Source organism: Bacillus silvicola (genome assembly GCF_050524305.1).
Lineage (GTDB): Bacteria > Bacillota > Bacilli > Bacillales > Bacillaceae_G > Bacillus_A > Bacillus_A cereus_AT.
The window spans coordinates 62,788-87,291 of the sequence record NZ_JBNGVC010000012.1 but is presented as its reverse complement, the minus strand read 5'-3'; the positions used below and the strand labels follow the sequence as shown (position 1 = coordinate 87,291).

Here is a 24,504-nt window from a genome sequence, read left to right as displayed (position 1 = left end):
AAATGAGTTCTTTCGTTCTCGATTTTCAGGAAATAGAAAAAACGCAGCTTTCGCTCGTTGGTGGAAAAGGATTGAATTTAGGAGAGTTATCTAACATTCAAGGTATACAAGTGCCAGAAGGTTTTTGTGTTACAACGGTAGGATATGAAAAGGCCATCGAACAAAATGAAGCGTTTCAAGCTTTGTTGAATCAATTAACAATGCTAAAAATTGAGGACCGAAATCAAATCGGTGAAATCAGTAAGAGGATTAGAGAAATCGTAATGGCAGTAGAAATTACTTCCGATGTTGAGAAAGCAGTTACTCATTATCTCTCATGTTTTGGAAATGAGCATGCTTATGCAGTGCGTTCTAGCGCTACTGCTGAAGATTTACCATATGCCTCGTTTGCTGGTCAACAAGATACGTATTTAAATATCATTGGAAAAGAAGCAATTTTGCAGCATGTAAGAAAGTGCTGGGCTTCTTTATTTACAGATCGAGCAGTCATATACCGAATGCAAAATGGTTTTGAACATAGCCAAGTTTCTATATGTGTTGTCGTTCAAAGAATGGTTTTCCCGCAGGCTTCAGGAATTTTATTTACTGCTGATCCAATTACTTCTAATCGAAAGGTGTTATCAATCGATGCAAGTTTTGGGCTTGGTGAGGCGTTAGTATCAGGCTTAGTATCTGCTGATAATTATAAAGTAAAAGAAGGCGAAATTGTGGGAAAGATGATAGCGACTAAAAAATTAGCTATCTATGGACGAAAAGAAGGCGGAACAGAAACAAAACAAATTGCTCCTAATCAGCAAAAGGTTCAAACACTTACGGAACAACAAATATTACAGCTAGCACAGATAGGAAGACAAATCGAAGCTTATTTTGCTTGTCCGCAAGATATTGAATGGTGTTTAGTTGATGATACATTTTATATAGTTCAAAGTCGTCCGATTACGACTTTATATCCAATTCCAGAAGCAAATGGTGGGGGAAATCATGTATATATATCGGTTGGTCACCAACAAATGATGACCGATGCGATGAAACCACTAGGGTTATCTTTTTTCCTGTTAACGACTAGTGCCCCTATGCGCAAAGCGGGAGGAAGGCTGTTTGTTGATGCTACACAAAAATTAGCTTCACCTGTTAGCAGAGATTACTTAATAAACACTTTAGGAAAATCAGATCCGCTCATACGAGATGCATTAACGACTGTAATCGAGCGAGAGAATTTTATCAAATTGTTACCGGATGATGAAAAAGAAAAAAGTGTTAGTAAAAGTGCGCCGCCTGCAAGTTCGCAACCAGAAATCGAAAACGATCCGGCAATCGTCACGGATTTAATAAAGAATAGTCAAGCATCGATCGAAGAGTTAAAACGAAACATACAAACGAAATCAGGATCAGATGTACTTGATTTTATTTTGGAAGATATTAAGCAATTAAGGAAAGTATTATTTAGCCCGCAAAGTATATCTGTCATTATGGCAGGTATGAATGCTTCCTCATGGGTTAATGAAAAGATGGAGAAATGGCTAGGGGAAAAGAATGCTGCAGACATACTTTCACAATCTGTACAACATAATGTTACGTCAGAAATGGGGCTAGCGTTATTGGATGTGGCAGATGTGATTCGGTCGTATCCAGAAGTTATTGCGTATTTACAACATGTAGAAGATGACAGCTTTTTAGATGAACTAATCCAGTTTAAAGGCGGGGAAAAAGTTCGGGATGCAATCCAAGCTTTTCTGAATAAATACGGAATGAGATGCAGCGGAGAAATCGACATCACGAAAACGCGCTGGAGTGAACAGCCAGCTACAATTATCCCGATGATTTTAAATCATATAAGAGACTTTGAAGCTGGTGCTAGTAAGAGGAAGTTTGAAGAAGGGCTGCGGGAAGCTTTGAAAAAAGAAGAAGAGTTATTAGAGCGATTGCAGCACTTGCCGGATGGTAAACAAAAAGTAGAAGAGACGAAGAGAATGATTCGTAACATCCGGAATTACACCGGTTATCGTGAATACCCAAAATACGGCATGATTCATCGTTATTTCATATATAAGCAGGCGTTATTGAAAGAAGCAGAGCAACTTGTGCAGAGCGGTGTCATTCATGAAGTTGATGATATATACTACCTAACTTTTGAAGAGCTTCACGAAGTCGTTCGCACAAATAAACTAGATTATGAGGTTATTCATAAACAAAAAAATGATTACAAATTATATGAAAAACTAACGCCTCCGCGTGTTATTACGTCTGATGGAGAAATCATTACTGGGAAGTACAAACGAGAAAATCTCCCGGCTGAAGCAATCGTAGGTCTACCTGTTTCTTCAGGGGTGATTGAGGGGAGAGCACGCGTTATTTTAAATATGGAAGATGCGAATTTAGAAGATGGAGATATATTAGTTACTGCCTTTACTGACCCTGGATGGACCCCATTGTTTGTGTCTATAAAAGGATTGGTCACCGAAGTTGGCGGACTGATGACACATGGAGCAGTTATCGCACGTGAGTATGGATTACCAGCAGTCGTAGGGGTAGAGAATGCTACAAAACTAATAAAAGACAGGCAACGAATTCGGGTACATGGAACAGAGGGGTATATTGAGATACTGTAGTTGCACTTTAAATGAAAGATCATCCGCTATAAGTAGTGGATGGTCTTTTTATTTTTTAAGCCAGTTGCTATCACCTGAAACATCGATGAATCAGAATGTATATCAATCTAAAACAAAGAATATTTTCAAAAATATTACAAATTAAGACAATATATTGCGAATTATTAGAATATTCTTTATTATATAAACGTTGGAACGTATTTAATATTGGGGAGGAATAGGGATGAAGAAAAAGCCTTTTAAGGTGCTGTCTACGCTTGCGGCGACAGCTGTGCTTAGTTGCACATTTGGGTTTGGTAGTCAATCTGTTTATGCAGCAACGCCGTCTAATGTAGGAACTTTAAGTCCAATTGATGAAAATTTAATTCAAGAGGAGCGTTTAGCAGATGCGCTCAAGAAACGCGGTGTAATTAGTGAATCTACGTCGAAAGAAGACACATTAAAAGCTGTTGGAAAATACGTAGAGAAGAAAAAAGGCGAAAATGCTGGAAAAGAACCAGCAGCGGGGGACAGTGTTACGAGAGAAGCTGCTGACTTTTTGAAAAAAGTTAAAGATGCAAAAGCAGATGAGAAAGAAAAAGTAAATCAACCTGCTATTGGTCCGGTAGCTGGACAAGAGCCGGTTAAAGGGGGATTAAACGGCAAAGTACCAACTACTTCAGCGAAGCAAAAACAATATAATGGTGATGTTCGTAAAGATAAAGTTCTTGTATTGCTAGTAGAGTTTGCTGATTTTAAGCATAACAATATTGATCAAGTACCAGGTTATATGTATTCAAATGATTTTAATCCAGAACATTATCAAAAAATGTTATTTGGTGATGAGCCGTTTACACTCTTTGATGGTTCAAAAACCCCAACATTTAAACAATATTATGAAGAGCAATCGGGTGGTAGTTATACAGTTGATGGGACAGTAACAAAGTGGTTGACAGTTTCTGGTAATGCAGCGGATTATGGTGCAGATGCAGGAGATGGCGGTCATGATAATAAAGGACCAAAAGGACCTCGTGATTTTGTAAAAGAGGCATTGAATGCAGCAGTAGAAAGTGGTATTGATTTATCGGAATTTGATCAATACGATCAATATGACAATAATGGTGATGGCAATAAAAATGAACCAGATGGTCTTATTGATCATTTAATGGTTATTCACGCTGGAGTTGGGCAAGATGGAGGCGGTGGTAGACTAGGTGATGACGCAATTTGGTCACATCGTTGGAACCTTGGAGCACCATATCCAATTGAAGGAACAAAAGCAAAGGTTGATAACTGGGGCGGTAAAATGGCAGCATACGACTACACAATTGAGCCGGAAGACGGAGCAGTTGGTGTATTCGCGCATGAATTTGGTCATGATTTAGGTCTTCCAGATGAGTATGATACGAAGTATTCAGGAGCAGGTGAGCCAATTAACTCTTGGTCTGTTATGAGCGGCGGCAGCTGGGCTGGTAAAATTGCGGGTACAACGCCACCGAGTTTCTCTCCGCAAAACAAAGAGTTCTTTCAAAAGAACATGGGTGGAAACTGGGCAAATATTGTAGAGGTTGACTATGAAAAATTAAACCGCGGTATCGGTTTGGCGACGTACTTAGATCAAAGTGTAACGAAATCAGCTCGTCCTGGTTTAATTCGCGTTAACTTACCAGATAAAGAGGTAAAGGGTATACAGCCTGCATTTGGTAAGAAATATTACTATAGTACAAAAGGTGATAATCTTCATACAACATTAGAAACACCAATGTTTGATTTAACAAATGCAACAAATGTGAAATTTGATTACAAAACATTGTATGAGATTGAAACAGATTATGACTTCCTAGAAGTACATGCAGTGACAGAAGATGATAAGAAAACGTTAGTGGATCGCATTGGCGAAAAGAATGTGAAAAATGGTCTAGATACAACGGATGGTAAATGGGTAGATAAGTCATATGACTTAAGTCAATTTAAAGGTCAAAAAATAAAACTAGTATTCGAATACATTACAGATGCTGGTTTTGCACCGAACGGTTTTACTCTTGATAACGCTACATTAACTGTAGATGGAAATGATGTCTTCTCTGATGATACAGAAGGCGAAGCGAAATTAAAATTAGATGGTTTCGTTGTATCGAACGGTTTTGATAAGAAGAAACATAACTACTATTTAGAGTGGAGAAACTACGCCGGTGCTGATCAAGCGTTAAAATATAGTAGTGGTGTACCGTATAATACAGGTCTTCTTGTATGGTATGCAGACTCTAGCTTTACAGATAATTGGGTTGGTATGCATCCAGGCGAAGGTTTCTTAGGAGTTGTTGACTCTCACCCAGAGGCAATTGTTGGAACGCTAAATGGCAAACCTACTGTTAAAAATAGTACAAGATTCCAAATCGCAGATGCTGCGTTCTCCTTTAACCAAGCGCCAGCGTGGAAAGTTGTATCTCCAACACGCGGAACATATGATTACAAAGGGTTACCAGGTGTAACGAAGTTTGATGATTCTAAATCGTATATGAACGATTTAATCCCAGATGCAGGACGTAAATTACCGAAGTTTGGATTGAAATTTGAAGTAGTTGGACAAGCAGATGATAATTCTGCAGGTGCAGTTCGTTTATATCGTTAATAATGGAGAAGCTGTTGAAGGGGATTCCTTTCAACAGCTTTTTTCGTAGGAACATGAATTTTAAGTTATTAATAAAATAGTAACTACTTAGCCTAGAAATTTGGTAAAGGGTATTATTCCAATGAAAATGTGCTTACACTTATATGAAAATTAGATAACAGTGGTTGATAGACGGTTATATGCAACTGATGCTCTTAGTAGTAAGCACACTTTTAAGTTTGTTGATGTAATTGAGATTGATTAAAACATGTTTCTATGCAACAGGCCTATTTCTTCAAGCCAGCTGCATAAAAAGGTCCATGAACTGCGATTGTTGATAAAATGTGAGCGATTTCCTCCGGTGTTTCTTTTTGCCCATTATTTAACCATTGCTGAATGACACCTATATGAGCAGATGCCATATAAGAAGCAAAGTATTGGCTCGGGACAAGTAAATTCTCTTTCTTTATGAGAGCATCATTCGTATCTTCAAACAGTGTTTTCCACATAAAGTCTTTCAGTTTTGTTTGGAAAGATAAATCTCCTTTTGGGCTAAGTACAGCTTTTATAAAATCACTATTTTCATTTAGAAATTCAAGAATAGAAGTGAGAAGTGCAAATGGAGTCGTTGGGGAAGGGTTTGATCCAAGATCCGCAATCACTTCAGGAAATTTCTTTTTTGCAATGCTAGACATCTCGTACATAATTTCTTCTTGGCATCTCGTCATTAAATCAAATTTATCTAGGTAATGTGTATAAAACGTACCACGGTTTATGTTTGCTTTCGTTGTAATATCTTTTACTGTAATAGCGTCAAAGCCTTTTTCTTCAATTAATTCCACAAATGCATTTCGTATGGCCGTTTTCGTACGAATCACTCGTAAATCTAAATTACTATCTCGCAAAGTATGTCCCTCCTAAATTTTCTTCAACATATTTATCAAATGTGTCTTATAACCGACACATTCGCGATTTCTGATTATTGTATAAGGTTCAACGCAAACATATAATTCAAAATATAAATAAACAACACGTTGTTCACTTATTGTAACTGAAATTAAAGGAGGGGAAAAGAACATGTTTAAAAATAAACTTTTATTATTATCACCAGTCATTGCACTACTTATTGTTTTTATTTTTTCATTAACATTATTTCCAAGCGTTCAACCTCAGCCGAAAAATTTACCAATTGCAATTGTAAATGAGGATCAAGGAGTAGAAATTCCGAATCAACCTAAAATGAATATGGGGCAAAAAATCGTTGATACGATGAAAAAATCATCGAAATCAGATAAAGAACCTGCGGTGAAGTGGGTAGAAGTAAAAAATAAGGAATCAGTTCAAAAGGGGTTAAACAATCAAGAATATTACGCGGCATTAGTCATTCCGAAAGAATTTAGCGCAAAACAAGCATCGTTACGAACACCACAACCATCTTCACCAGAGGTAGAAATATTCATAAATCAAGGAATGAATACAGCGGCATCAACTATGGCAGGGCAAATATTAAATGGTGTGGTTGATAATATGAACAATACTGTTCGTACGCAGCTACTAGATGCGTTTAAAGCAAAAGGTGCTACTTTAACAACAGATCAAGCTTCAAATTTAGTAACACCTATTGCGAAGAAAGTGACAAATGTAAATGAAATTGGCAAAAATAGTGCGAACGGTAACTCACCAATATCATTATTCCAACCGTTATGGATTGCCAGTTTAGCGAGTGCAGCAATCATCTTTATTGCGATTAGTAAAATGCCAGTCGGCTCACGAAAAGAAAACTTTGTATTAAAAGTAAAACAAATAGTAACAGGAGCTGTTGCGGCGCTTGTAATTGGATTTGGTCTTACATGGATTGCAGATGGAATGGTAGGATTAAATATTTCGAATGTAACGGATACGGCGTTGTTCTTATCTATTACAGCGTTTAGTTTCTTCTTAATGATTACAGCGGTGCTCTCATTAGTTGGACTAAATGGGATCGGATTATTCGCTTTATTGCTGTTCTTCGGAGCACCATTATTATCACTAGCGCCTGAGATGTTGCCCTCGTTTTATCAAGACTGGGTTTACTCATGGTTACCAATGAAATTTATGATCGAAGGACTTAGAGAAATCTTCTTCTTCGGAAAAGGTTTAAGTTGGAATACACCAGTTACTGTCCTCGTTTGGATTGGTGTAGTAAGTATGGTTACTATACTAGCAACTGCTTTCAAACGTAATGCAGTAAAAGGGCATAAAACAGAATTGAATGTTTAAAAAAAGCCGTTTCACTATTTAGTGAAACGGCTTTTTGTGGTGAAATCTATAAACTGAAGAATTCGTATTTGCTGTTGTAGCCTTGGAATAAATTTTGATAATTTTTGTGATTTTTTCTCAATTTAAACGCCTGATTGTTAAACAGTGTTTTGTTTGGAATTAAGGCGGGATCTCTAAAGATCACGTACGTTCCAAACAATCTCACCACGTTCGTCCTCCCATGTACTGTGATGCCGCTTAAATCCTATCTTTTCTAGCACCCGGAGGGAAGCAACATTCCAAGCGCCTACAGTCGACCAAAGTCTATGGCGCCCAGTAGCAATCGCAGCGTCCAGCACAACGGATGCTGCCTCAGTCGCATAGCCTTTACCATGAGTACTGCGGAGCAACTCGTATGCAATCTCCGGCTCTTCAAGTGTGGAACGCCCGATAATCAGGCCACAGTATCCGATGACATCGCCTTCGTCTCTCCTTCGAATAGTGAGAAGGGAAATACCATTTTCGTCTGCCTTCTTGCGCATCTCAATAAGCCGGCTACGAACGGAGTCGAGGGTCGGCATGTCCACACCACGTTCGCCAATTAATTTTCTCATCCAAACTGAATCGGATTCCTCCCACATACTCAGATCAAGTCGTTCGGTTTTTAGCTGGAACTCCATAGTTTTAAATAAAGATGGCATAGTGGAACCTCCTAGTTATGTCACTGAACTCATAATAGCTTCGCACCGCATCATGTTGAACCTTTCGTTGATTCGCGAATGTATTTTCCAACTCCCGCGAGAGTTTATAGCAACAGTATACAAAAAATTAGTGTTATTGTATGCATAAGCAATTACCCTACAAAATAGACCTTGTTATCAAACTTTACTTTCAATCTAAAGCCGTCCCGTTATATACACATGCTCCTACTATTTCAAAATGCATAAAATGTTATGCGAAAGTATGGAGGGGATACGATGTATAATTCGAATTATTATGATTGGTATAGGCAAAATGATAAGCTAATTAGCGATATTGAAAAAGCAATTGATGGAGAGTTTACGGCTATAAATTGCTATGCAAAATTAGCTAATATGGCTCCAAATCAAGTAGAAAAAAAACAAATTCTTGAAATCCGTAATGATGAAATAAGGCATTTTCAAAATTTTGTACAAATCTATACGAATTTAACTGGCAGGCAGCCGAAACCAAAGCTTAATGAAGGATGTCCTAATACTTACTTACAAGGATTAGAATTCGCTATACAAGATGAGCAAAAGACTGTAGATTTTTATTTAGAAATTTCAGATGAAACATCAGATGCATCTATGAAAGATTTGTTGCGGAGAATAGCTGCAGATGAACAAAATCATGCGGTATGGTTTTTATATTATTTTGTGAAAACGAAGTGAGCATTAAGAATGAATGGCTGATGTGGTGAATATATTAGGAATTATTTTAAAACGCAGTGCAACAATTGAATAGGATATTTAAATGTAAGCAGAAGGAAACCGTTTCGCTAGTAGTGGAGCGGTTTTTTATGATGAAATACAAGTTACAAAGAGTATCGACAAAATATAGTAGTTGAATTTGGTATATAATGTATGGAACGAAAATGAAAATAAATAAGCTAGGAGCAAACATATGAAAAGAGGAATTACAGTAGATATTCTAGATGGATATGATAATTTACTTTGGAAAGTGTTAAAGCCAATTGATATTATTACATTTGATTGGCAAGCCGTGGGAAGGGAGGAAGCTTATATAATAGTAGGGAATGGATTAGGTCCAGAATTATTTTCAGAAGATAACGAGATCATGGAAGGATCAGAATTAAAAAAACAAATAAAAGATAACATATATTATCTTTTATTTGTAGACTTAAAAGCATATCCAAAAGGGGAAGTACTAGGAGAAATTGAAACATATGAAGAATTTAAGGAGAGTAAGTGTGAAGTAGTCGTATTAGTAGCCGATGGTGATTACATACAAATTTATGCGAAAAAACAAGAAGAGATTGAAATGATGTATGAAAACGCACTGAATCAAGGATTTTATGTAGAATATATTACAGATGAAAATGATGGAAGGACTCGTATGTCAGTATGGTAGTAATTTGAAAGGGGAACAGCAATATGGAGAGAAATATTAGTAAAGAATATACAATTCGAATTGCTACTGAAAATGAAAGTAATAGTATTATAATTCTATTAAAAGAAGTAGCACAATGGCTACAACATAAAGAAGTGAATCAATGGCAGTATCTTTTAGGAGGAGAAGCTACAGCTGAAATATTAGAAGGCATAAGCGAGAAATATACGTATGTTGTTATGAAAGAAGATGAAATAGTTGGTACAGTTACAGTTTCTCCTAAACAAAATGAATGGGATGAACACATTTTTGGTAAAGAGGAAGTTTCTAATTCATTATATATTCATAGATTTGCGGTAAAACGGAAGTATAAGGGGAATGGAATAGGAGAATGGATTTTGCATTGGGTAGAAGAGAATGTGCAAAGTGATAAAGAGTATTTGAAGTTAGATTGTGTTGGGCATAACCAACTGTTGAATGATTTTTATAAGCGATGCGGCTTTGAATATATTGGTAGTACAGATGGGCTTAGTAAATTTCAAAAGAGAAGGAGAAAGTGAATGAATCCAATTAACGTAAGTTTAGTTGAGAAGTTAATACAGGAACAGTTTCCTGAATGGGCACATTTAGAAGTGAAGCCTGTAAAGTTTAGCGGGCATGATAATAGAACGTTTCATTTAGGGAATCAGATGAGTGTCAGATTACCGAGTGATGCAGCATATACACCGCAAGTAGAGAAAGAAAACAAGTGGCTTCCTATATTAAGTAAGGAACTTTCTTTGCTAATTTCTGCACCAATTGCGAAAGGAAATCCATCTGAAGCGTATCCATGGCCTTGGTCTATTAATAAATGGATAGAGGGAGAAACGGTTACGAAAGAAAATGTTTGTGACTTAGATGAGTTTGCGGCGGACTTAGGTTCATTTCTAGTAGAATTACAATCAATTGATACGAGTAACGGACCAATAGCTGGAGCGCATAATTTTTACCGGGGCGGGCTTATATCCGTATACGATAAAGAGGCAAGAACAGCCATTGAAAATAATAAGGACATTTTTGATGAGGCATTATTAAAGCATCTTTGGGATTTAGCACTTCGGTCAACATGGGACCGTAAACCAGTTTGGGTTCATGGAGATGTTGCACCAGGAAACTTACTCGTTAAGGATGGAAAGCTTAGTGCCGAAATCGATTTTGGTGTTTTAGGCGTAGGAGATCCTGCCTGTGATGTAGCGATGGCATGGACGTTTTTTGATGAAAATAGTAGAAGTGTATTTAAAGAAGTATTGTGTATGGATGAAGAAACGTGGAATAGAGCGAGAGGGTGGGCGCTTTGGAAGGCGTTAATTACATATGATGCGAATAGGGATAATAGTGAGAAAGTAGCCGAAGAATCGTATTGTGTAATTCAAGTAATTGTTGATGATTTTGAGATGTCATAGAAAAAGCCTATGTTGATTATATGATCAACATAGGCTTTTTACATTATTAATCGATACTTAAAGCTTTTTTACCCATTTGATTATAACTGTGCTCAAATCGGGATTTTACCATGGGTTGGTCTTTTTTACCGTCTAATGGGTCATTATAGTAAATGTTACGATCATCTACACCAGTTATGATAATAGTATGTGCATTTCTGTATCCATTTACGGTTTTTCCTTGAGGTGTTTGCCAAGTATGTTCTAGTTGCGGAGAAGTTATTTTGTTCCCTACCCACGCTACAACTGGTTTACCATTACGTACATAGCTTTCTAATACAGAGAAATCCTGTCCTGTTAAATCTGTACCTCTTGCATGTTTATCAAGTAATTGTTTCAATGGTGCTGGGTTAATAGAGTAACCATAGCTCTTTCCACTTACATCACCAACGAATCCGATGTCTGGATCACCCCAAACTGTAACTTTTCCGTTTCCATCAGTCTTGCGTCGCGTTGTATCAAATGGCATTTGCTTCGCAAATTCTACTTTATTTAATGAACGTCCTGTGTAGTATTCTAAAAGCATTTGCAGTGAAACAACTGTACTTCCTTTTTGTAGTTCCGGCAATTGATTAATAGCAGGAACATTTAAGAGAAGCTTTGGACGTAAGAGATAAGACATATTTACCCATTTTGGTCCTTTATCTGTACGAATTTGTACCCATCCGTCATCTGTCTTAGCTAATTCTTCTATACCACCTTGTGGAGCATACTTTCCAGATACTCTAGAAGAAAAATTAGGGCTATCGTAAGCGAAAAATTCCTTTGGTATGTATGTGAGTTCTTTTCCTTCACCCTCTTCTAAGTATGGATTCATCCATTGAAGACCTTTGCTAGTGCGAATCTTTAACCAGATGCTATTTTCTTCAACGACTGTTACAGTTTGAGGGGGATATTTACCAACCACATATCCTGTTCTTGACGGTCTATCAAAGGTAACAAAGTTTTTATCAATATATACTTGTTTCTCTTGTAATGGTGTCCACTTTAGACCATGATCTGTAGCAATTTTAATCCATCCGTTTTCAGATTCATCGAATACAGTAACGGTTTGTGGTGCATATTCAGCAAGTATACCTGAATGAAGAGAGGTTTCAGGATAAATAAAATAATGTTGTTTCATAGTAACTTGCTTTAATTTAATTTCTTTATCTTTCGATTGGTCTGTGCGAGCAACTAAATGTGCAGCTTCTGCACGAGTAATAGTGTTATCTGGATACCAATGACTACCACCATAACCCAGTGAAATACCAAGGGCAACAAGAAGGTTGGCCGATTTTTCACCCCAGTGTCCTTTTAAATCTTGGAATACAGTAGGTAGTTTTTCAGTGGCTTTTTTGTCTAAGTTATATGAATGAACAAGCATAGAAGCCATAGCAGCTCTTGTTAGCTTTCCAGAAGGTTCGAAATTTCCATTACCTACTCCTTTAATAATTCCAGCTTTTTCAACTGCAGCAATATAAGGAGTAGCCCAATGTTCTTGAGAATCCTTAAATGATGGTTTTGCTGAAGCGTCTATTTGTAAGTTTAATATTTTTGCCATGATAATTGCGGCAGAAGCTCTATCGATTTCAAGATTAGGTCCAAATGTACCGTCTGGTAAGCCGGTTAAGACTTTTTTCTTTACTAAATAATCAACGGACGGCTTTGCCCAGCCAATAACATCGGGAAACTGATAGTAGTAATCGTCTTCGTCAATCTCCAACTGCACATTATTTTTTTGTGTTACAGTTTCACTCACAGCTAAAGAACTAGATGGAGCGATGATAGCACCAAGTAGCAGTGCGCTTGCCATAGCTATTTTTATTGTTTTCAATTTTAAATTCTCCTTCTATTTTGGTTAATTTAATGAGTAAATTGAGAAAAGGAAATAAAATGGTTACAAATTATGCGTTTTAAGTATGTATATGTAACATTTACGAAGAACATTATATGATAATTTTTGGAGACTGACAATAAAAAAGTAAGATTATTACTTGTTTAATTTTCAATGGAAAAGAAGGGATTCAATATAATTATACAGAATATTTAGATAATAGGAGGTGTCGAATTTTGAATGAAATTGAATTAAAAAGTAATGTAATTAAGACAGGGCGAGAGAAGGGGATTATTCTTCGGTTTATACTCGCTAGTCTAGTTGGGGTGTTTATGTTTTTCGTACCAGTTACGATAAACGGTGCTTCGTCTATTATGATTGATCATATCGTATCGTGGATTCGGACTTCAGTTCCATCTGTAGTACCATATTACGCACTACTTGTAATGATAATTGGTGCGATTTATCCATTTTATACGAAAAAATGGAATGCATCTATTGTAGATATTTGTTTTTCTATTTTAAAAGTAGTAGGTGTTGTTTTTGGCGTATTATATTGTTTGAAGGTAGGACCAGCTTGGTTCTTTGCGCCAGATGTTGGACCGTTTTTGTATGAGAAGTTAGTTATATCAGTAAGTTTACTCGTCCCAATTGGCTCGGCATTTTTAGCGTTATTAGTCGGGTACGGATTGCTTGAGTTTATCGGCACGTTTTGTCGTCCGATTATGCGCCCGTTATGGAAAACACCTGGACGATCAGCAATCGATGCGGTTGCTTCCTTCGTTGGAAGTTATTCGCTTGCACTTCTTATTACTAACCGGGTGTATAAAGAAGGAAAGTATACGACAAAAGAAGCAGCAATCATCGCCACAGGTTTCTCAACAGTATCCGCAACATTTATGATCATCATCGCAAAAACATTAGACATTATGCATTTATGGAATATGTACTTTTGGACTACGCTTGTTGTAACATTCATCGTGACCGCTATCACCGTAAGAATCCCACCTCTTAGTAGAAAACCAGATACATATATTACGAAAGAAGGGTCCCCAGAGCCCGTTTATAAAGAGAAAATGTTAGAGCGAGCTTGGGAAGATGCATTAGAAGTATCGAAATCTGCGCCAAGTATTATGAAAAATATCGCAGTGAATTTAAAAGACGGATTTATTATGACAATGGGAATTTTACCATCGATTATGTCAGTAGGGCTAATTGGTATCGTCTTAGCAAAGTTCACGCCAATATTTGATTGGGTTAGTTATATTTTCTATCCATTTACATGGGCTTTACAACTTCCAGAAGCAGAACTAGCTGCTAAAGCAGCATCAGTAGGTATTGCAGAGATGTTTTTACCATCATTATTAGTTGTAAGCGCACCACTTTTGACAAAGTTTGTTATTGCGGTTGTTTCGGTATCATCTATATTGTTCTTCTCAGCTTCAATTCCTTGTATATTATCAACAGATATTCCGTTAAAAGTATCTGAACTTATTATTTTATATGTGCAAAGAACAATTTTAACGTTGCTTATTATTACGCCGATTGCATACATACTTCTATAACGAATGAACTCGCTTTAAAGAAAAGCGAGTTTTTTACTCCGTTTAATATATTATATATTAATAATACGTTATTATTTTGTATGATATAGTTACAAGAGAGGAGGGGTAATAAATGGAAATTATTCACGAAAGAGCAAAGTTACGGTTAATGGATAGCAATGATGTCGAAAAAATGTTTTCAATCGTAGAAGGAAATCGAGATATTTGGGCGTATTTAATCTCTAAAATGGATACTGTTCAAGATATGCAGCAATATGTTCAAAAGGCGATAAAAGCTTATGGAGCAGGTAAGGATTTACCATTTGTAGTTGTTGATCAAAAAACAAATGAAATTGCAGGAAGTACACGCTTATATAATATTTCAGTTGAAGATAAGATAGTTGAATTAGGACAAACGTGGTATGACCCGAGTGTACAACGTACAAGTATAAATACAGAGTGTAAGTATATGTTACTTGAGTACGCTTTTGAAAAATTACATATGCTGAGGGTGCAAATTAAGACTGATGTAAGAAATGAAAAAGCACAAAGAGCAATTGAAAGACTTGGTGCAGTAAAAGAAGGTGTACTTAGAAACGAAAGAAAATTACCGAGCGGACATGTTAGAGATGCAGTTGTATACAGTGTTATTGCAAGTGAATGGCCAGTTGTAAAGGAACGGTTATTAGAAAAATTAGAGTCGTATAAAGAAAAACGATAATTCATATTAAAAAAGGTGTATGGATCGTCCAGATGAAAAATATACCTTTTTTCTTACAAAACTGTTACTTCTTTTATTTACTTTTGTTTCATCATTCCATTATGAGAAAAAATTCGTTACAATGTAGTTGTATGGTAATAAACTTATAAATTACACAAACGTAATGAAAACCGCAAACGAAAAATGAATTGATAATCCTCAATTTTAAATGAAAACCCTTTAATACATATATATAACAAGAAAAATTCCTTCTTTTAAACAAATTCAAACAAAATGATTTGATATATACGTTTTTATATAGAAGTATGGATGATGTACGGAGGCAGTTATAAATGAAAGAAAATAAGAAAAGTAAGAAAAGAAGAATCTTGCAAGTATTCTTGCTTATGATTTGTTCTATTATTTTATATGTAAGTTATGCAGCTTACGATATTTGGAGTTATCGCTTTAAAACAGATGATGGAGTGAAGACAGATGCTGGTATCGTGCTTGGAGCAGCATCATGGAACGGAAAACCATCTCCTGTATTTAAAGAAAGAATTAATCATGCAATTTCTTTATATAAGAACGGTAATATTAAAAAAATTATTTTCACAGGTGGTACAAAGTTTGAGGCAGAGCTTGAAGAAGCGCGTACTGCTAGAGTGTATGCACTGAAACATGGTGTAAAAGAAGAGGATATTTTAATTGAAACAAAATCCCTTTTCACTGAAGAAAATTTAAAGAATGCGAAGCAAGTTGGATTAGAGAATGGAATACGCACCTATACAATCGTAAGTGATCCACTTCATATGAAACGTGCGATGAGAATAGCAAAACATATTAAGATTGAAGCATATGCATCACCAACTCCAACGTCGGCATATAAAACATTAGATACAGAAATCCCATTCTTTTTTAAAGAATTATTCTCGTATATCGGATATGTAACTTCCTTGCCGTTAAAGGCATTGAAAGGAGATTAATATAAGAAAAGAACCTATCTTTATATAGGAACTTTTCTTATTGTTCAAAAACATTGTATTTTTATCGGAATAGTGAAACAATAGAGAGGTAACTTCATATAATCATAATGACAAAATGAACGGTTTATGAATCGAACATAAAGGGGATTATAGTATGGCACTCTCATTTGTTGAAACAGAAGAACAAACTTTAGTTATTGAGCAAATAAATAAGTTGATTCCGAAGTTCATGGAAAGGGAGCATCAACTAAGTGAATTAGGTTCTTTTCCATATGAAAATATTAATGATTTGAAAGATATCGGATATACGAAATTAACGTTGCCAAAAGAATTAGGAGGCAATGCGATTTCTTTATATGATTTTGTTTTATTTCAAGAGAAAATAGCAGAAGGCTGTGGAGCTACTGCGTTATCCATTGGATGGCATATTGGTATTGTGAAAGAGCTAGCGGAAAATCGTTCTTGGAATGCAGAGATGTTCCAATGGTTTTGTGAGGAAGTACGTAATGGTGCGCTCTTTAATAGGGCAGCGACAGAACCGAGAACAGGAAGTCCGACGCGAGGCGGAAAACCAGAGACATTAGCAGTTCAAAAAGGTGATAAATGGATTATAAATGGAAGGAAAACTTTTACGACGATGGCACCAGTACTTGATTATTTTATCATTTCAGCAAGTATTGAGGGCCGGGAAGAAATCGGGGAGTTTGTCATTCCAAAGAATACGCTAGGTGTATCAATTGAAGAAACTTGGGATAGCGTTTCAATGCGAGGAACTGCTAGCCACGATCTTATTTTACAAAATGTAGAGATAGAGAATCGCCTTTTTACTGATGTAAAAGGTTCGAAAATGAAACAAAAGGGGATTGGCTGGTTATTGCATATACCAGCGTGTTATTTAGGGATTGCACAATCGACAAGAAATTATGCAGTTCAGTTTGCGGAATCATACAAGCCAAATAGTTTAAATCATTCAATTAGTTTATTACCGAATATTAGAAGGTTAGTCGGAGAATTAGAACTTGAGCTTATGCAAGCTCGCGTCTTTTTATATCAAATTGCGAAAAAGTACGATGAAGCAGAAGATAAGCTTTCACTACAAGCAGAGCTAGCAGCAGTGAAATACGCCGTAACAAATGCGGCGATAGCCATTGTAGATAAAGCAATGCGTATCGTAGGGGCAAAAAGTTTATCAGAAAAAAATCCGCTTCATCGTTACTATTTAAACGTCAGAGCAGGATTACACAATCCGCCGATGGATGATGCAACACTATCTATGCTGGCGGATGCGGCGTTTCGGTCGTAATGAAGAAATATAAAGTCTGTTCCATTCGGGAGCAGACTTTTTGTTGTCGGTGAATTGGTATGCTATGTTGAATCGTTGATATAATTCCGTGTATTATGTCATTGTTCAAAGGAGAGGAAGTTCTCGTTTTACAAATTAAAAAGGCTATCCTTTTGATAAGAGGATAGCCTTTTTAATTTGTTCTATTGTGGCTGTACTTCAAGACTCATACTACTTTCAGAACCGTCTTGATTATGTGCAAATAATGAATAATCCCTTGGTAAAGGGTTGGCGATGAGTGAACGTAAAGTGAAGGATTTACTTTCACTTGGCTGTAACGTGTGTTTGACTAAACGATCTTTTTTGAATTTAATTGAATAAGTAAAGCGGTTTGTACCAGTGTTTTTAATCGTAATATTTAAGTCACCTAGGCCGCTAAATTCAAACCCTGTGTCTGTGTCACCTTTGAATATATGTGAATTATTAAATGAAGATGAATGAAATGTTCGGATTTCTTCTTTATTGCTTGAAGAAAGGGTAATAGTTTCTGTTTCTATACTTGAAGTCGAGGAATCTAGTTTTGTATTTGGTTTTGTTAAAAAAGTAATCGCGCAAAGTAATGCAATTACAATAAATGAACTAGAGATAACGAACCGTTTTTTTTGTAAGAATGTATAGTTACGAGAAAAACATAACATATATGAAAATTATTATCAATTTAAAAAATCTTTCTTTTCATTCTTCTTTTTGTAGTTTTATAGTGGAATGCTATGTTTCTTATTTCACCTACTGTATAATAAGAAAAAAGCACGAAAAGAGGTCATCTCATGCTAGAGGTTATTGCAACATGTTTAGAAGATGTGAAACGAATTGAACGAGCTGGCGGGAAGCGAATTGAATTAATTTCATCTTATACAGAAGGCGGTTTAACGCCGAGTTATGCATTTATTAAAAAAGCGGTAGAAGCAGTACATATACCGATTCATGTTATGATTCGTCCGCATGCAAAGTCTTTTATATATACGGAAGAAGAAATTGAAATGATGAAGGAAGATATTATCATCGCACAGAAGTTAGGTGCAAATGGTGTTGTATTAGGCGTATTAAACGAACAAAATGAAGTGGATGAAGAAAAATTAGCGGATTTACTATCTGTGGTAGACGGGATAAATGTCACATATCACCGAGCAATAGACGACACAGAAAATCCAGTAGAAGCGATGAGAACTTTAAAGAAGTTTCATAAAGTGACTCACGTCTTAACTTCAGGTGGGCAAGGAAATATAGTTGATAATATTCCGGTGCTTACAGAAATGCAAAAGGTAAGCGATGGTCAAATTCAGCTTGTAGCTGGAGCTGGCGTGACGAAAGAAAATATAAAGCGATTGCTAGATGAAACTGGAATTTCGCAAGCTCATGTCGGCACAGCGGTAAGAGAAGGGAACTCATGTTTTGCTGAAATTGATCCTAATTTAGTACAGGAATTAGTTCAAATAATACAATAAACACGTAAGAAAGAGGAGAAACGATGAAGGAAAATACGAAGAAAGAATTATTCTCATGGGCTAAAACGATAGGATTTACCCTTGTATTAATCGCTATTATTCGCGGTGTTTTATTTACACCGTCATTAGTACAAGGTGAATCGATGATGCCCACTTTAGAAAATAACGAACGAGTTCTTGTGAATAAGATTGGTTATAGTATAAGTGGATTAGAACGCTTTGATATTATCGTCTTCCACGGAAAAGAAGGATACGATTTAGTAAAACGAGTAATTGGTTTACCAGGCGATACAGTTGAGTATAAAAACGATGTGTTATATGTAAACGGAAAAGCGATGGAAGAACCATATTTAAAAGAGTTTAAAGAAAAAGCAGCAGGCCGTGTATTAACTCCAGACTTTACGTTAGAACAAATCACAGGGAAAACAAAAGTACCAGAAGGCCAAGTATTTGTTTTAGGAGATAATCGTGAAGTGTCTAAAGACGGTCGTATGTTTGGATTTATTTCAGAAGATGAAATTGTCGGAAAAGGACAAGCTGTTTTCTGGCCGTTGAAACAAGTTAGAGCGTTATAAAATAAAGAAAAAGTATGGGAGAAATATTCTTCCATACTTTTTTTGTTTGTGAAAAATATATTGATAGAATTGAAAGAATATTTTATAATTTTAAATTATATATTTGTTTCGAAAAACGGAATTGAAGTTCCGAAAATCGGAACGAAAAGGAGATAGGATGAGTATAAATAAAACGGCAGTTAAGACAATGGATATTTTGGAGTTGTTTTATGAACATGAAGAGCTAAGTTTAACAGAGATGGTTCAGCATACGAATATGCCGAAAACATCTGTTTATCGTTTAATTGGCTCGTTAGAAGAAATGGACTTTTTACAAAAAACAGAAAAGGGAAAGTATCGTCTCGGAGTCGTTTTTTTACGATTTGGTCAACTTGTTTCACAAAGGTTATCCGTAAGAAATATTGCGATTCCTTATATGAAAGAGCTTAGAGATAGTTTAGGGCAGGCAGTAAATTTAATTATTCAAGATGGTAATGATGCAATTTACGTTGAGAAGATGGAAGGAGTTCAGCCGGTACGTGTTTATACGGCGGTTGGAAGAAGAGCGCCGCTTTATGCGGGTGCATGTCCAAGAATTTTACTATCGTATTTTTCTGAGGAAGAGAAAAGAAAGTACGTAGAGGAAACGGATTTAAAGCAGTTTGCAGATGGAACGATTGTGAATAAGGAACATTTACTAGAAGTGTTACATATGGCAAAACAAGCTGGATATACAATTAGTTATTCTGAATTAGAAAATCATACAGCGGCTATAGCAGCTCCAATTTTTGCAAGTGATGGAACGGTTGTAGCAGGCATTAGTATTTCGGGATTGGCAATTGAGTATAGCGAAAGTAACATTGCGTATTTTACTGCGAAAGTGAAAGAAACAGCGAACCGCATTTCGAAAGAACTCGGCTTTTTGGCATAGAAAGAGGGAGTGGGATGAAATTTTCTGCGTTAGGGGATCAAGCAATTATTGTTACATTTGGTGAAGAAATTGGGATGGATATATACGAAAAAGTACAACGATTATTTCAAGCACTGCAGCAACATCCGTTTGCAGGAATAGTTGAATGCGTTCCGTCGTTTACTTCATTAGCGGTTTATTACAATTTGTACGAAGTATGGAAGGAAAATGATAGAAATATAAGACCATATGATTATGTTTGCCAGTATATACGGGAGCTGTCTGATTCTTATAAAGAAGAAGTGAACCGAGATGTGAAACATATTTCTATACCAGTGTGTTACGGGGGAGAATATGGACCTGATTTAGAAGAGGTTGCACATTATCAAGGATTACAAGTAGAGGATGTTATTCGAATACATAGTGAAACAACATATTTCGTTTATATGTTAGGCTTTACGCCTGGATTCCCTTATTTAGGGGGATTATCAAAAGAACTAGAAACACCTAGAAAAGAAACACCACGGTTACAAATCGCTCCTGGCTCAGTTGGGATTGGCGGAAATCAAACGGGTATTTATCCGCTTGAAACACCAGGAGGCTGGAATATTATCGGTCGAACACCTATTTCTCTATTTAATCCAAAAGAAGAAACACCAACATATATTCAAAGTGGTATGTATTTGCGATTTAAACCAATAACAAAGGAAGAGTACGTATCGCTTGAGGGGGCTAAAGAATGGATGTAGAGGTTTTGCATGCTGGAATGTTTACAACAGTCCAAGATTTAGGGAGATTTCATTATCAGCAATACGGTGTGCCTGTTGGCGGTGCTATGGATAAAAGTGCGCTCAGGATGATTAATATGTTAGTAGGTAATGAGGAGAATGAGGCGGGAATCGAAATTACAATAATGGGACCTAAATTGTTAATAAAGAAAACGACATTGCTTGCGATTGGCGGAGCAGATATGGAACCGTTATTAAATGGAGAGCGCATTCCATTATGGCGCCCTATATTAGCTGAAGAAGGAAGCATGCTTTGCCTCGGAAAAGCGAAAAGCGGTTGCAGAGCATATGTGACTTTTGCGGGCGGTATAAATATTGATCGTACGATGGGAAGTAAAAGTACTTACATACGTGCTGCTCTTGGTGGTATTGAAGGGAGAATGCTGAAAAAAGGAGATTATTTTCAAATTGGTACAGGGGCAGAAGTTGCGAATCGTTTCATTCAAAACTTACAAGAAGAAGAGCGTATAAAAACGAAGTGGGCAATTTGCAGCGATGCTTTACCAAAATATAAGAAGCATCCTATTCTTCGCGTCATAACAGACTTTGAATATGATCAATTTACAGAAGAAAGTATAAAGTCGTTTTTTTCGAAAGAGTATAAAGTATCCAATTATGCTGATCGTATGGGATATAGGCTTGACGGAGATGTTTTAAATAGAGTGGAAGAGGTAGAAATTTTATCGAGTCCCGTTACATTCGGAACAATTCAAGTACCGAATGGTGGACAGCCTATTATATTAATGGCGGATAGACAAACGACAGGTGGTTATCCGAGAATTGGAAATGTAGTTTCAGTAGATTTACCTCTTCTAGCGCAGCTGAAACCAGGAGACTATGTAACTTTTGAAAAAATAACTATGGAAAAAGCTGCGCAATTATATATAAAGCAGGAAACAAGTATGAGTCTATTAAAGAAATTCATCGCTTTACGAAGCTGACATTAGGAGGAAAACATCGTGAATACAATCGATTTAAACTGTGATTTAGGAGAAAGTTTTGGAGCTTATAAAATGGGAAATGATGATGAAATTCTTCCGTTCGTTTCCTCTATAAACGTTGCTTGTGGTTTTCATGCTGGTGATCCGTCTGTTATGCGGCAAACGGTTGAAAAAGCTCTGCAGCAAAACGTAGCAATAGGGGCACACCCTGGATTTCCTGATTTAATTGGATTTGGAAGAAGGAACATGCATGTTTCAGCAAGTGAAGTATACGATTATGTTTTATATCAAATTGGCGCATTAGACGGATTTGTTAAAGCGGCAGGCGGGAAAATGCAACATGTAAAACCGCACGGTTCCTTATATAATATGGCGGCAATTGATTCAGAAATTGCAGATGCAATCGCAAAGGCAATTTATCATATCAATCCAAATCTATTACTTTACGGATTAGCAAATAGTGAGGCTTTTATAAGGGCAACAGAAAAATATAATATAACGCTCGTACAAGAGGCTTTTGCAGATCGTACGTATAAGCAAGATGGAACGTTAACAAGCCGGACAGAAGAAAATGCACTTATAAAAAATGAAGACGAAGCGATAAAGCAAGTGCTTCAAATGGTGAAAGAAGGCTATGTAAACGCGGTGAGCGGAGAGAAAGTAACAGTTCAGGCGAAAACGATCTGTTTACACGGTGATGGGGAGAAAGCAGTCCAATTTGCGAAAAAAATATACAGAACATTCGAACTTAATGGTGTTTCTATTTGTGCACCGAAATAAAAAATGGGGGAAGTGATAGAATGATTAAATTAATCGGGATACTACTTGTTGCAGTTGGTTTTTTATTTAGATTAAATACACTTTTAGTAGTTATGGTTGCAGGTATTGTTACTGGTATGGTTTCAGGATTAAGCTTTTATGATGTCATCAGCATGTTCGGTAAATTTTTCATAGAAAATAGATATATGTCTATGCCTATTATACTAACTTTACCGGTAATCGGAATTTTAGAGCGTTACGGTTTAAAAGAAAGAGCAGAAGCACTTATAACGAAATCAAAAGGCGCTACAACTGGAAAAGTATTAATGTCATATTTTACGATAAGAGAATCATCAGCAGCACTTGGACTAAATATTGGTGGTCATGCGCAAACAGTAAGACCGCTTGTTGCACCAATGGCAGAAGGAGCTGCGCAGGGTAAATACGGTAAACTCCCTGAAAAATTAAGAGAAAAGATTAAAGCAAACGCAGCAGCCGCGGAAAACACAGCTTGGTTTTTCGGAGAAGATATTTTCATCGCAACTGGTGCCATTTTACTAATGAAAGGGTTCTTCGATTCAGTAGGAATGCATGTTGGTGTATGGGATATGGCACTTTGGGGTATTCCAACTGCGATATCTGCCCTTATTGTAAGCTGGATTAGATTTAGAAGGTTTGATAAGTATATAGCGAAAACGATGGAATCAAAAGAAAAAGAAGAGAAGGAGGCAATATAAAATGAACATCATCACAATGGATACAATCTATTACGTATTAGGTATAATCGTTGCCTTTATCGCTGTTCGTATTGCATTTGATCGTGAACATCCAAATCGATTTGGTTCTAGCTTATTTTGGGCGTTATTTGCAGTTACATTTTTATTCGGAAATGTAATCCCTTCGTTTTACGTTGGCTGTATTGTACTCGCTATGGTCGTGTTAGCTTCACTAAACAAAGTAACAAAATCAGAGGAGAAAGAAATTCCAGTACAAGAACGTGTGAAACATGCTGAGAAATTGAAAAATAAAATTTTTATGCCTGCACTATTAATTCCTATTTTTACAATTATCGGTACATTAACGTTAGGGAAAATCAAATGGGGAAATGTCTCACTTGTTGATCCGGATAAAGTAACGTTAGTAGCATTAGCGCTAGGAGCATTACTTGCATTCGTTGCGGCGATGCGTATTACAAAATCGAAAATAACAACGCCTGTTCAAGAAGGAAGCAGACTATTACAAGCTGTCGGTTGGGCTGTAATTTTACCACAAATGTTAGCAGCACTTGGCGGTATTTTCGCGAAGTCTGGCGTTGGGCAAGTCGTTTCTGATTTAGTCGGACAAGTGTTACCGACAGAGTACCCGTTCGTTGCTGTTATGGCGTATTGTTTAGGAATGATGCTATTTACAGTCGTAATGGGGAATGCATTTGCAGCATTTGCCGTTATTACTGGAGGAATTGGCTTACCTTTAATTGTGCAAATGCACGGAGGAAACCCAGCAATTATGGCAGCACTAGGTATGTTTGCTGGATATTGCGGAACGCTGCTTACTCCAATGGCAGCAAACTTTAATATCGTACCGGCAATGCTTTTAGAATTGAAAGATAAAAATGCAGTTATTAAAGCACAAGTACCAATCGCTCTATCAATTTTTATTATCAATATGTTTATTATGTACGGCCTTGTATATCGTTTCTAATTAGGAGGG

Annotated in this window: 23 protein-coding genes; 19 read left to right on the top strand and 4 right to left on the bottom strand. The window is 36.5% G+C overall.

Going from position 1 to position 24,504, the window contains the following annotated elements; translation table 11 throughout:
- Positions 1–2 precede the first annotated feature (2 nt).
- Both ppsA and ACP6L7_RS12310 read left to right on the top strand, forming a co-directional pair.
- Positions 3–2,609 (top strand): phosphoenolpyruvate synthase, encoded by a 2,607-nt coding sequence (gene ppsA / locus ACP6L7_RS12315; protein WP_097830256.1) that lies wholly within the window; start codon positions 3–5, stop codon positions 2,607–2,609.
- A gap of 223 nt (positions 2,610–2,832) precedes the next feature.
- Positions 2,833–5,220, top strand: coding sequence for an immune inhibitor A domain-containing protein (locus tag ACP6L7_RS12310; RefSeq protein WP_097830255.1), 2,388 nt, complete (start codon positions 2,833–2,835; stop codon positions 5,218–5,220).
- Positions 5,221–5,486: 266 nt separating this feature from the next.
- Here the strand turns inward: ACP6L7_RS12310 and ACP6L7_RS12305 are convergent, their stop codons facing one another.
- Complete coding sequence (locus ACP6L7_RS12305) at positions 5,487–6,104, bottom strand: TetR/AcrR family transcriptional regulator (protein WP_097830254.1); 618 nt, start codon at positions 6,102–6,104, stop codon at positions 5,487–5,489.
- Positions 6,105–6,276: 172 nt separating this feature from the next.
- On the opposite strand from ACP6L7_RS12305, the gene ACP6L7_RS12300 reads away from it, so the two are divergent.
- Positions 6,277–7,458: a YhgE/Pip domain-containing protein gene (locus ACP6L7_RS12300; RefSeq protein WP_097830253.1), complete on the top strand. Its 1,182-nt coding sequence runs from the start codon at positions 6,277–6,279 to the stop codon at positions 7,456–7,458.
- A 173-nt stretch (positions 7,459–7,631) separates the two neighbouring features.
- Here the strand turns inward: ACP6L7_RS12300 and ACP6L7_RS12295 are convergent, their stop codons facing one another.
- Positions 7,632–8,138, bottom strand: coding sequence for a GNAT family N-acetyltransferase (locus ACP6L7_RS12295; protein ID WP_097830252.1), 507 nt, complete (start codon positions 8,136–8,138; stop codon positions 7,632–7,634).
- A 276-nt stretch (positions 8,139–8,414) separates the two neighbouring features.
- On the opposite strand from ACP6L7_RS12295, the gene ACP6L7_RS12290 reads away from it, so the two are divergent.
- From ACP6L7_RS12290 to ACP6L7_RS12275, 4 genes are all read left to right on the top strand, one after another.
- Positions 8,415–8,849, top strand: a complete 435-nt coding sequence (locus tag ACP6L7_RS12290; protein ID WP_097830251.1) for a ferritin-like domain-containing protein — start codon at positions 8,415–8,417, stop codon at positions 8,847–8,849.
- Between the two features lie 232 nt (positions 8,850–9,081).
- Positions 9,082–9,549, top strand: coding sequence for a DUF2691 family protein (locus ACP6L7_RS12285; protein ID WP_097830250.1), 468 nt, complete (start codon positions 9,082–9,084; stop codon positions 9,547–9,549).
- Between the two features lie 23 nt (positions 9,550–9,572).
- A complete protein-coding gene (locus ACP6L7_RS12280; RefSeq protein ID WP_097830249.1) occupies positions 9,573–10,088 on the top strand; it encodes a GNAT family N-acetyltransferase in 516 nt (171 codons plus the stop codon).
- Positions 10,089–10,970, top strand: a complete 882-nt coding sequence (locus ACP6L7_RS12275; RefSeq protein WP_430529275.1) for an aminoglycoside phosphotransferase family protein — start codon at positions 10,089–10,091, stop codon at positions 10,968–10,970. It abuts the gene before it with no gap.
- Between the two features lie 46 nt (positions 10,971–11,016).
- On the opposite strand, the gene ACP6L7_RS12270 is transcribed toward ACP6L7_RS12275, so the two are convergent.
- Entirely contained in the window at positions 11,017–12,825 is a 1,809-nt protein-coding gene (locus ACP6L7_RS12270) for an S-layer homology domain-containing protein (RefSeq protein ID WP_097830247.1), read from the bottom strand.
- 236 nt (positions 12,826–13,061) lie between these two features.
- On the opposite strand from ACP6L7_RS12270, the gene ACP6L7_RS12265 reads away from it, so the two are divergent.
- The 4 genes from ACP6L7_RS12265 to ACP6L7_RS12250 all read left to right on the top strand — a co-directional run bounded on the left by ACP6L7_RS12265 (position 13,062) and on the right by ACP6L7_RS12250 (position 17,358).
- Positions 13,062–14,390 (top strand): YjiH family protein, encoded by a 1,329-nt coding sequence (locus ACP6L7_RS12265; protein ID WP_097830246.1) that lies wholly within the window; start codon positions 13,062–13,064, stop codon positions 14,388–14,390.
- Between the two features lie 112 nt (positions 14,391–14,502).
- Complete coding sequence (locus ACP6L7_RS12260) at positions 14,503–15,090, top strand: GNAT family N-acetyltransferase (RefSeq protein WP_098361772.1); 588 nt, start codon at positions 14,503–14,505, stop codon at positions 15,088–15,090.
- Positions 15,091–15,422: 332 nt separating this feature from the next.
- Entirely contained in the window at positions 15,423–16,055 is a 633-nt protein-coding gene (locus ACP6L7_RS12255; protein ID WP_097830244.1) for a YdcF family protein, read from the top strand.
- Positions 16,056–16,209: 154 nt separating this feature from the next.
- On the top strand, positions 16,210–17,358 hold the full coding sequence (locus tag ACP6L7_RS12250) for an acyl-CoA dehydrogenase family protein (protein WP_097830243.1): 1,149 nt from the start codon (positions 16,210–16,212) through the stop codon (positions 17,356–17,358).
- 182 nt (positions 17,359–17,540) lie between these two features.
- Here ACP6L7_RS12250 and ACP6L7_RS12245 read toward each other — a convergent pair whose 3' ends face one another.
- Entirely contained in the window at positions 17,541–18,035 is a 495-nt protein-coding gene (locus tag ACP6L7_RS12245; RefSeq protein WP_097830242.1) for a hypothetical protein, read from the bottom strand.
- Positions 18,036–18,164: 129 nt separating this feature from the next.
- Here ACP6L7_RS12245 and ACP6L7_RS12240 point away from each other — a divergent pair, with 129 nt between their 5' ends.
- From ACP6L7_RS12240 to ACP6L7_RS12205, 8 genes are all read left to right on the top strand, one after another.
- Positions 18,165–18,842, top strand: coding sequence for a copper homeostasis protein CutC (locus ACP6L7_RS12240; RefSeq protein WP_097830241.1), 678 nt, complete (start codon positions 18,165–18,167; stop codon positions 18,840–18,842).
- Positions 18,843–18,865: 23 nt separating this feature from the next.
- On the top strand, positions 18,866–19,417 hold the full coding sequence (gene lepB, locus ACP6L7_RS12235) for a signal peptidase I (RefSeq protein WP_000662493.1): 552 nt from the start codon (positions 18,866–18,868) through the stop codon (positions 19,415–19,417).
- Between the two features lie 157 nt (positions 19,418–19,574).
- Positions 19,575–20,327 (top strand): IclR family transcriptional regulator, encoded by a 753-nt coding sequence (locus ACP6L7_RS12230; protein WP_097830240.1) that lies wholly within the window; start codon positions 19,575–19,577, stop codon positions 20,325–20,327.
- Positions 20,328–20,341: 14 nt separating this feature from the next.
- Positions 20,342–21,055, top strand: a complete 714-nt coding sequence (gene pxpB / locus ACP6L7_RS12225; RefSeq protein ID WP_097830239.1) for a 5-oxoprolinase subunit PxpB — start codon at positions 20,342–20,344, stop codon at positions 21,053–21,055.
- Positions 21,046–22,035, top strand: a complete 990-nt coding sequence (locus ACP6L7_RS12220) for a 5-oxoprolinase subunit C family protein (RefSeq protein WP_097830238.1) — start codon at positions 21,046–21,048, stop codon at positions 22,033–22,035. Before pxpB ends, ACP6L7_RS12220 begins: the two co-directional genes overlap by 10 nt.
- Before the next feature lie 18 nt (positions 22,036–22,053).
- Positions 22,054–22,815, top strand: coding sequence for a 5-oxoprolinase subunit PxpA (gene pxpA, locus ACP6L7_RS12215; protein WP_097830237.1), 762 nt, complete (start codon positions 22,054–22,056; stop codon positions 22,813–22,815).
- A gap of 20 nt (positions 22,816–22,835) precedes the next feature.
- Entirely contained in the window at positions 22,836–23,531 is a 696-nt protein-coding gene (locus ACP6L7_RS12210; RefSeq protein ID WP_097830236.1) for a DUF969 domain-containing protein, read from the top strand.
- A 1-nt stretch (position 23,532) separates the two neighbouring features.
- Positions 23,533–24,495, top strand: a complete 963-nt coding sequence (locus ACP6L7_RS12205) for a DUF979 domain-containing protein (protein ID WP_097830235.1) — start codon at positions 23,533–23,535, stop codon at positions 24,493–24,495.
- The last annotated feature ends 9 nt before the right edge of the window (positions 24,496–24,504 follow it).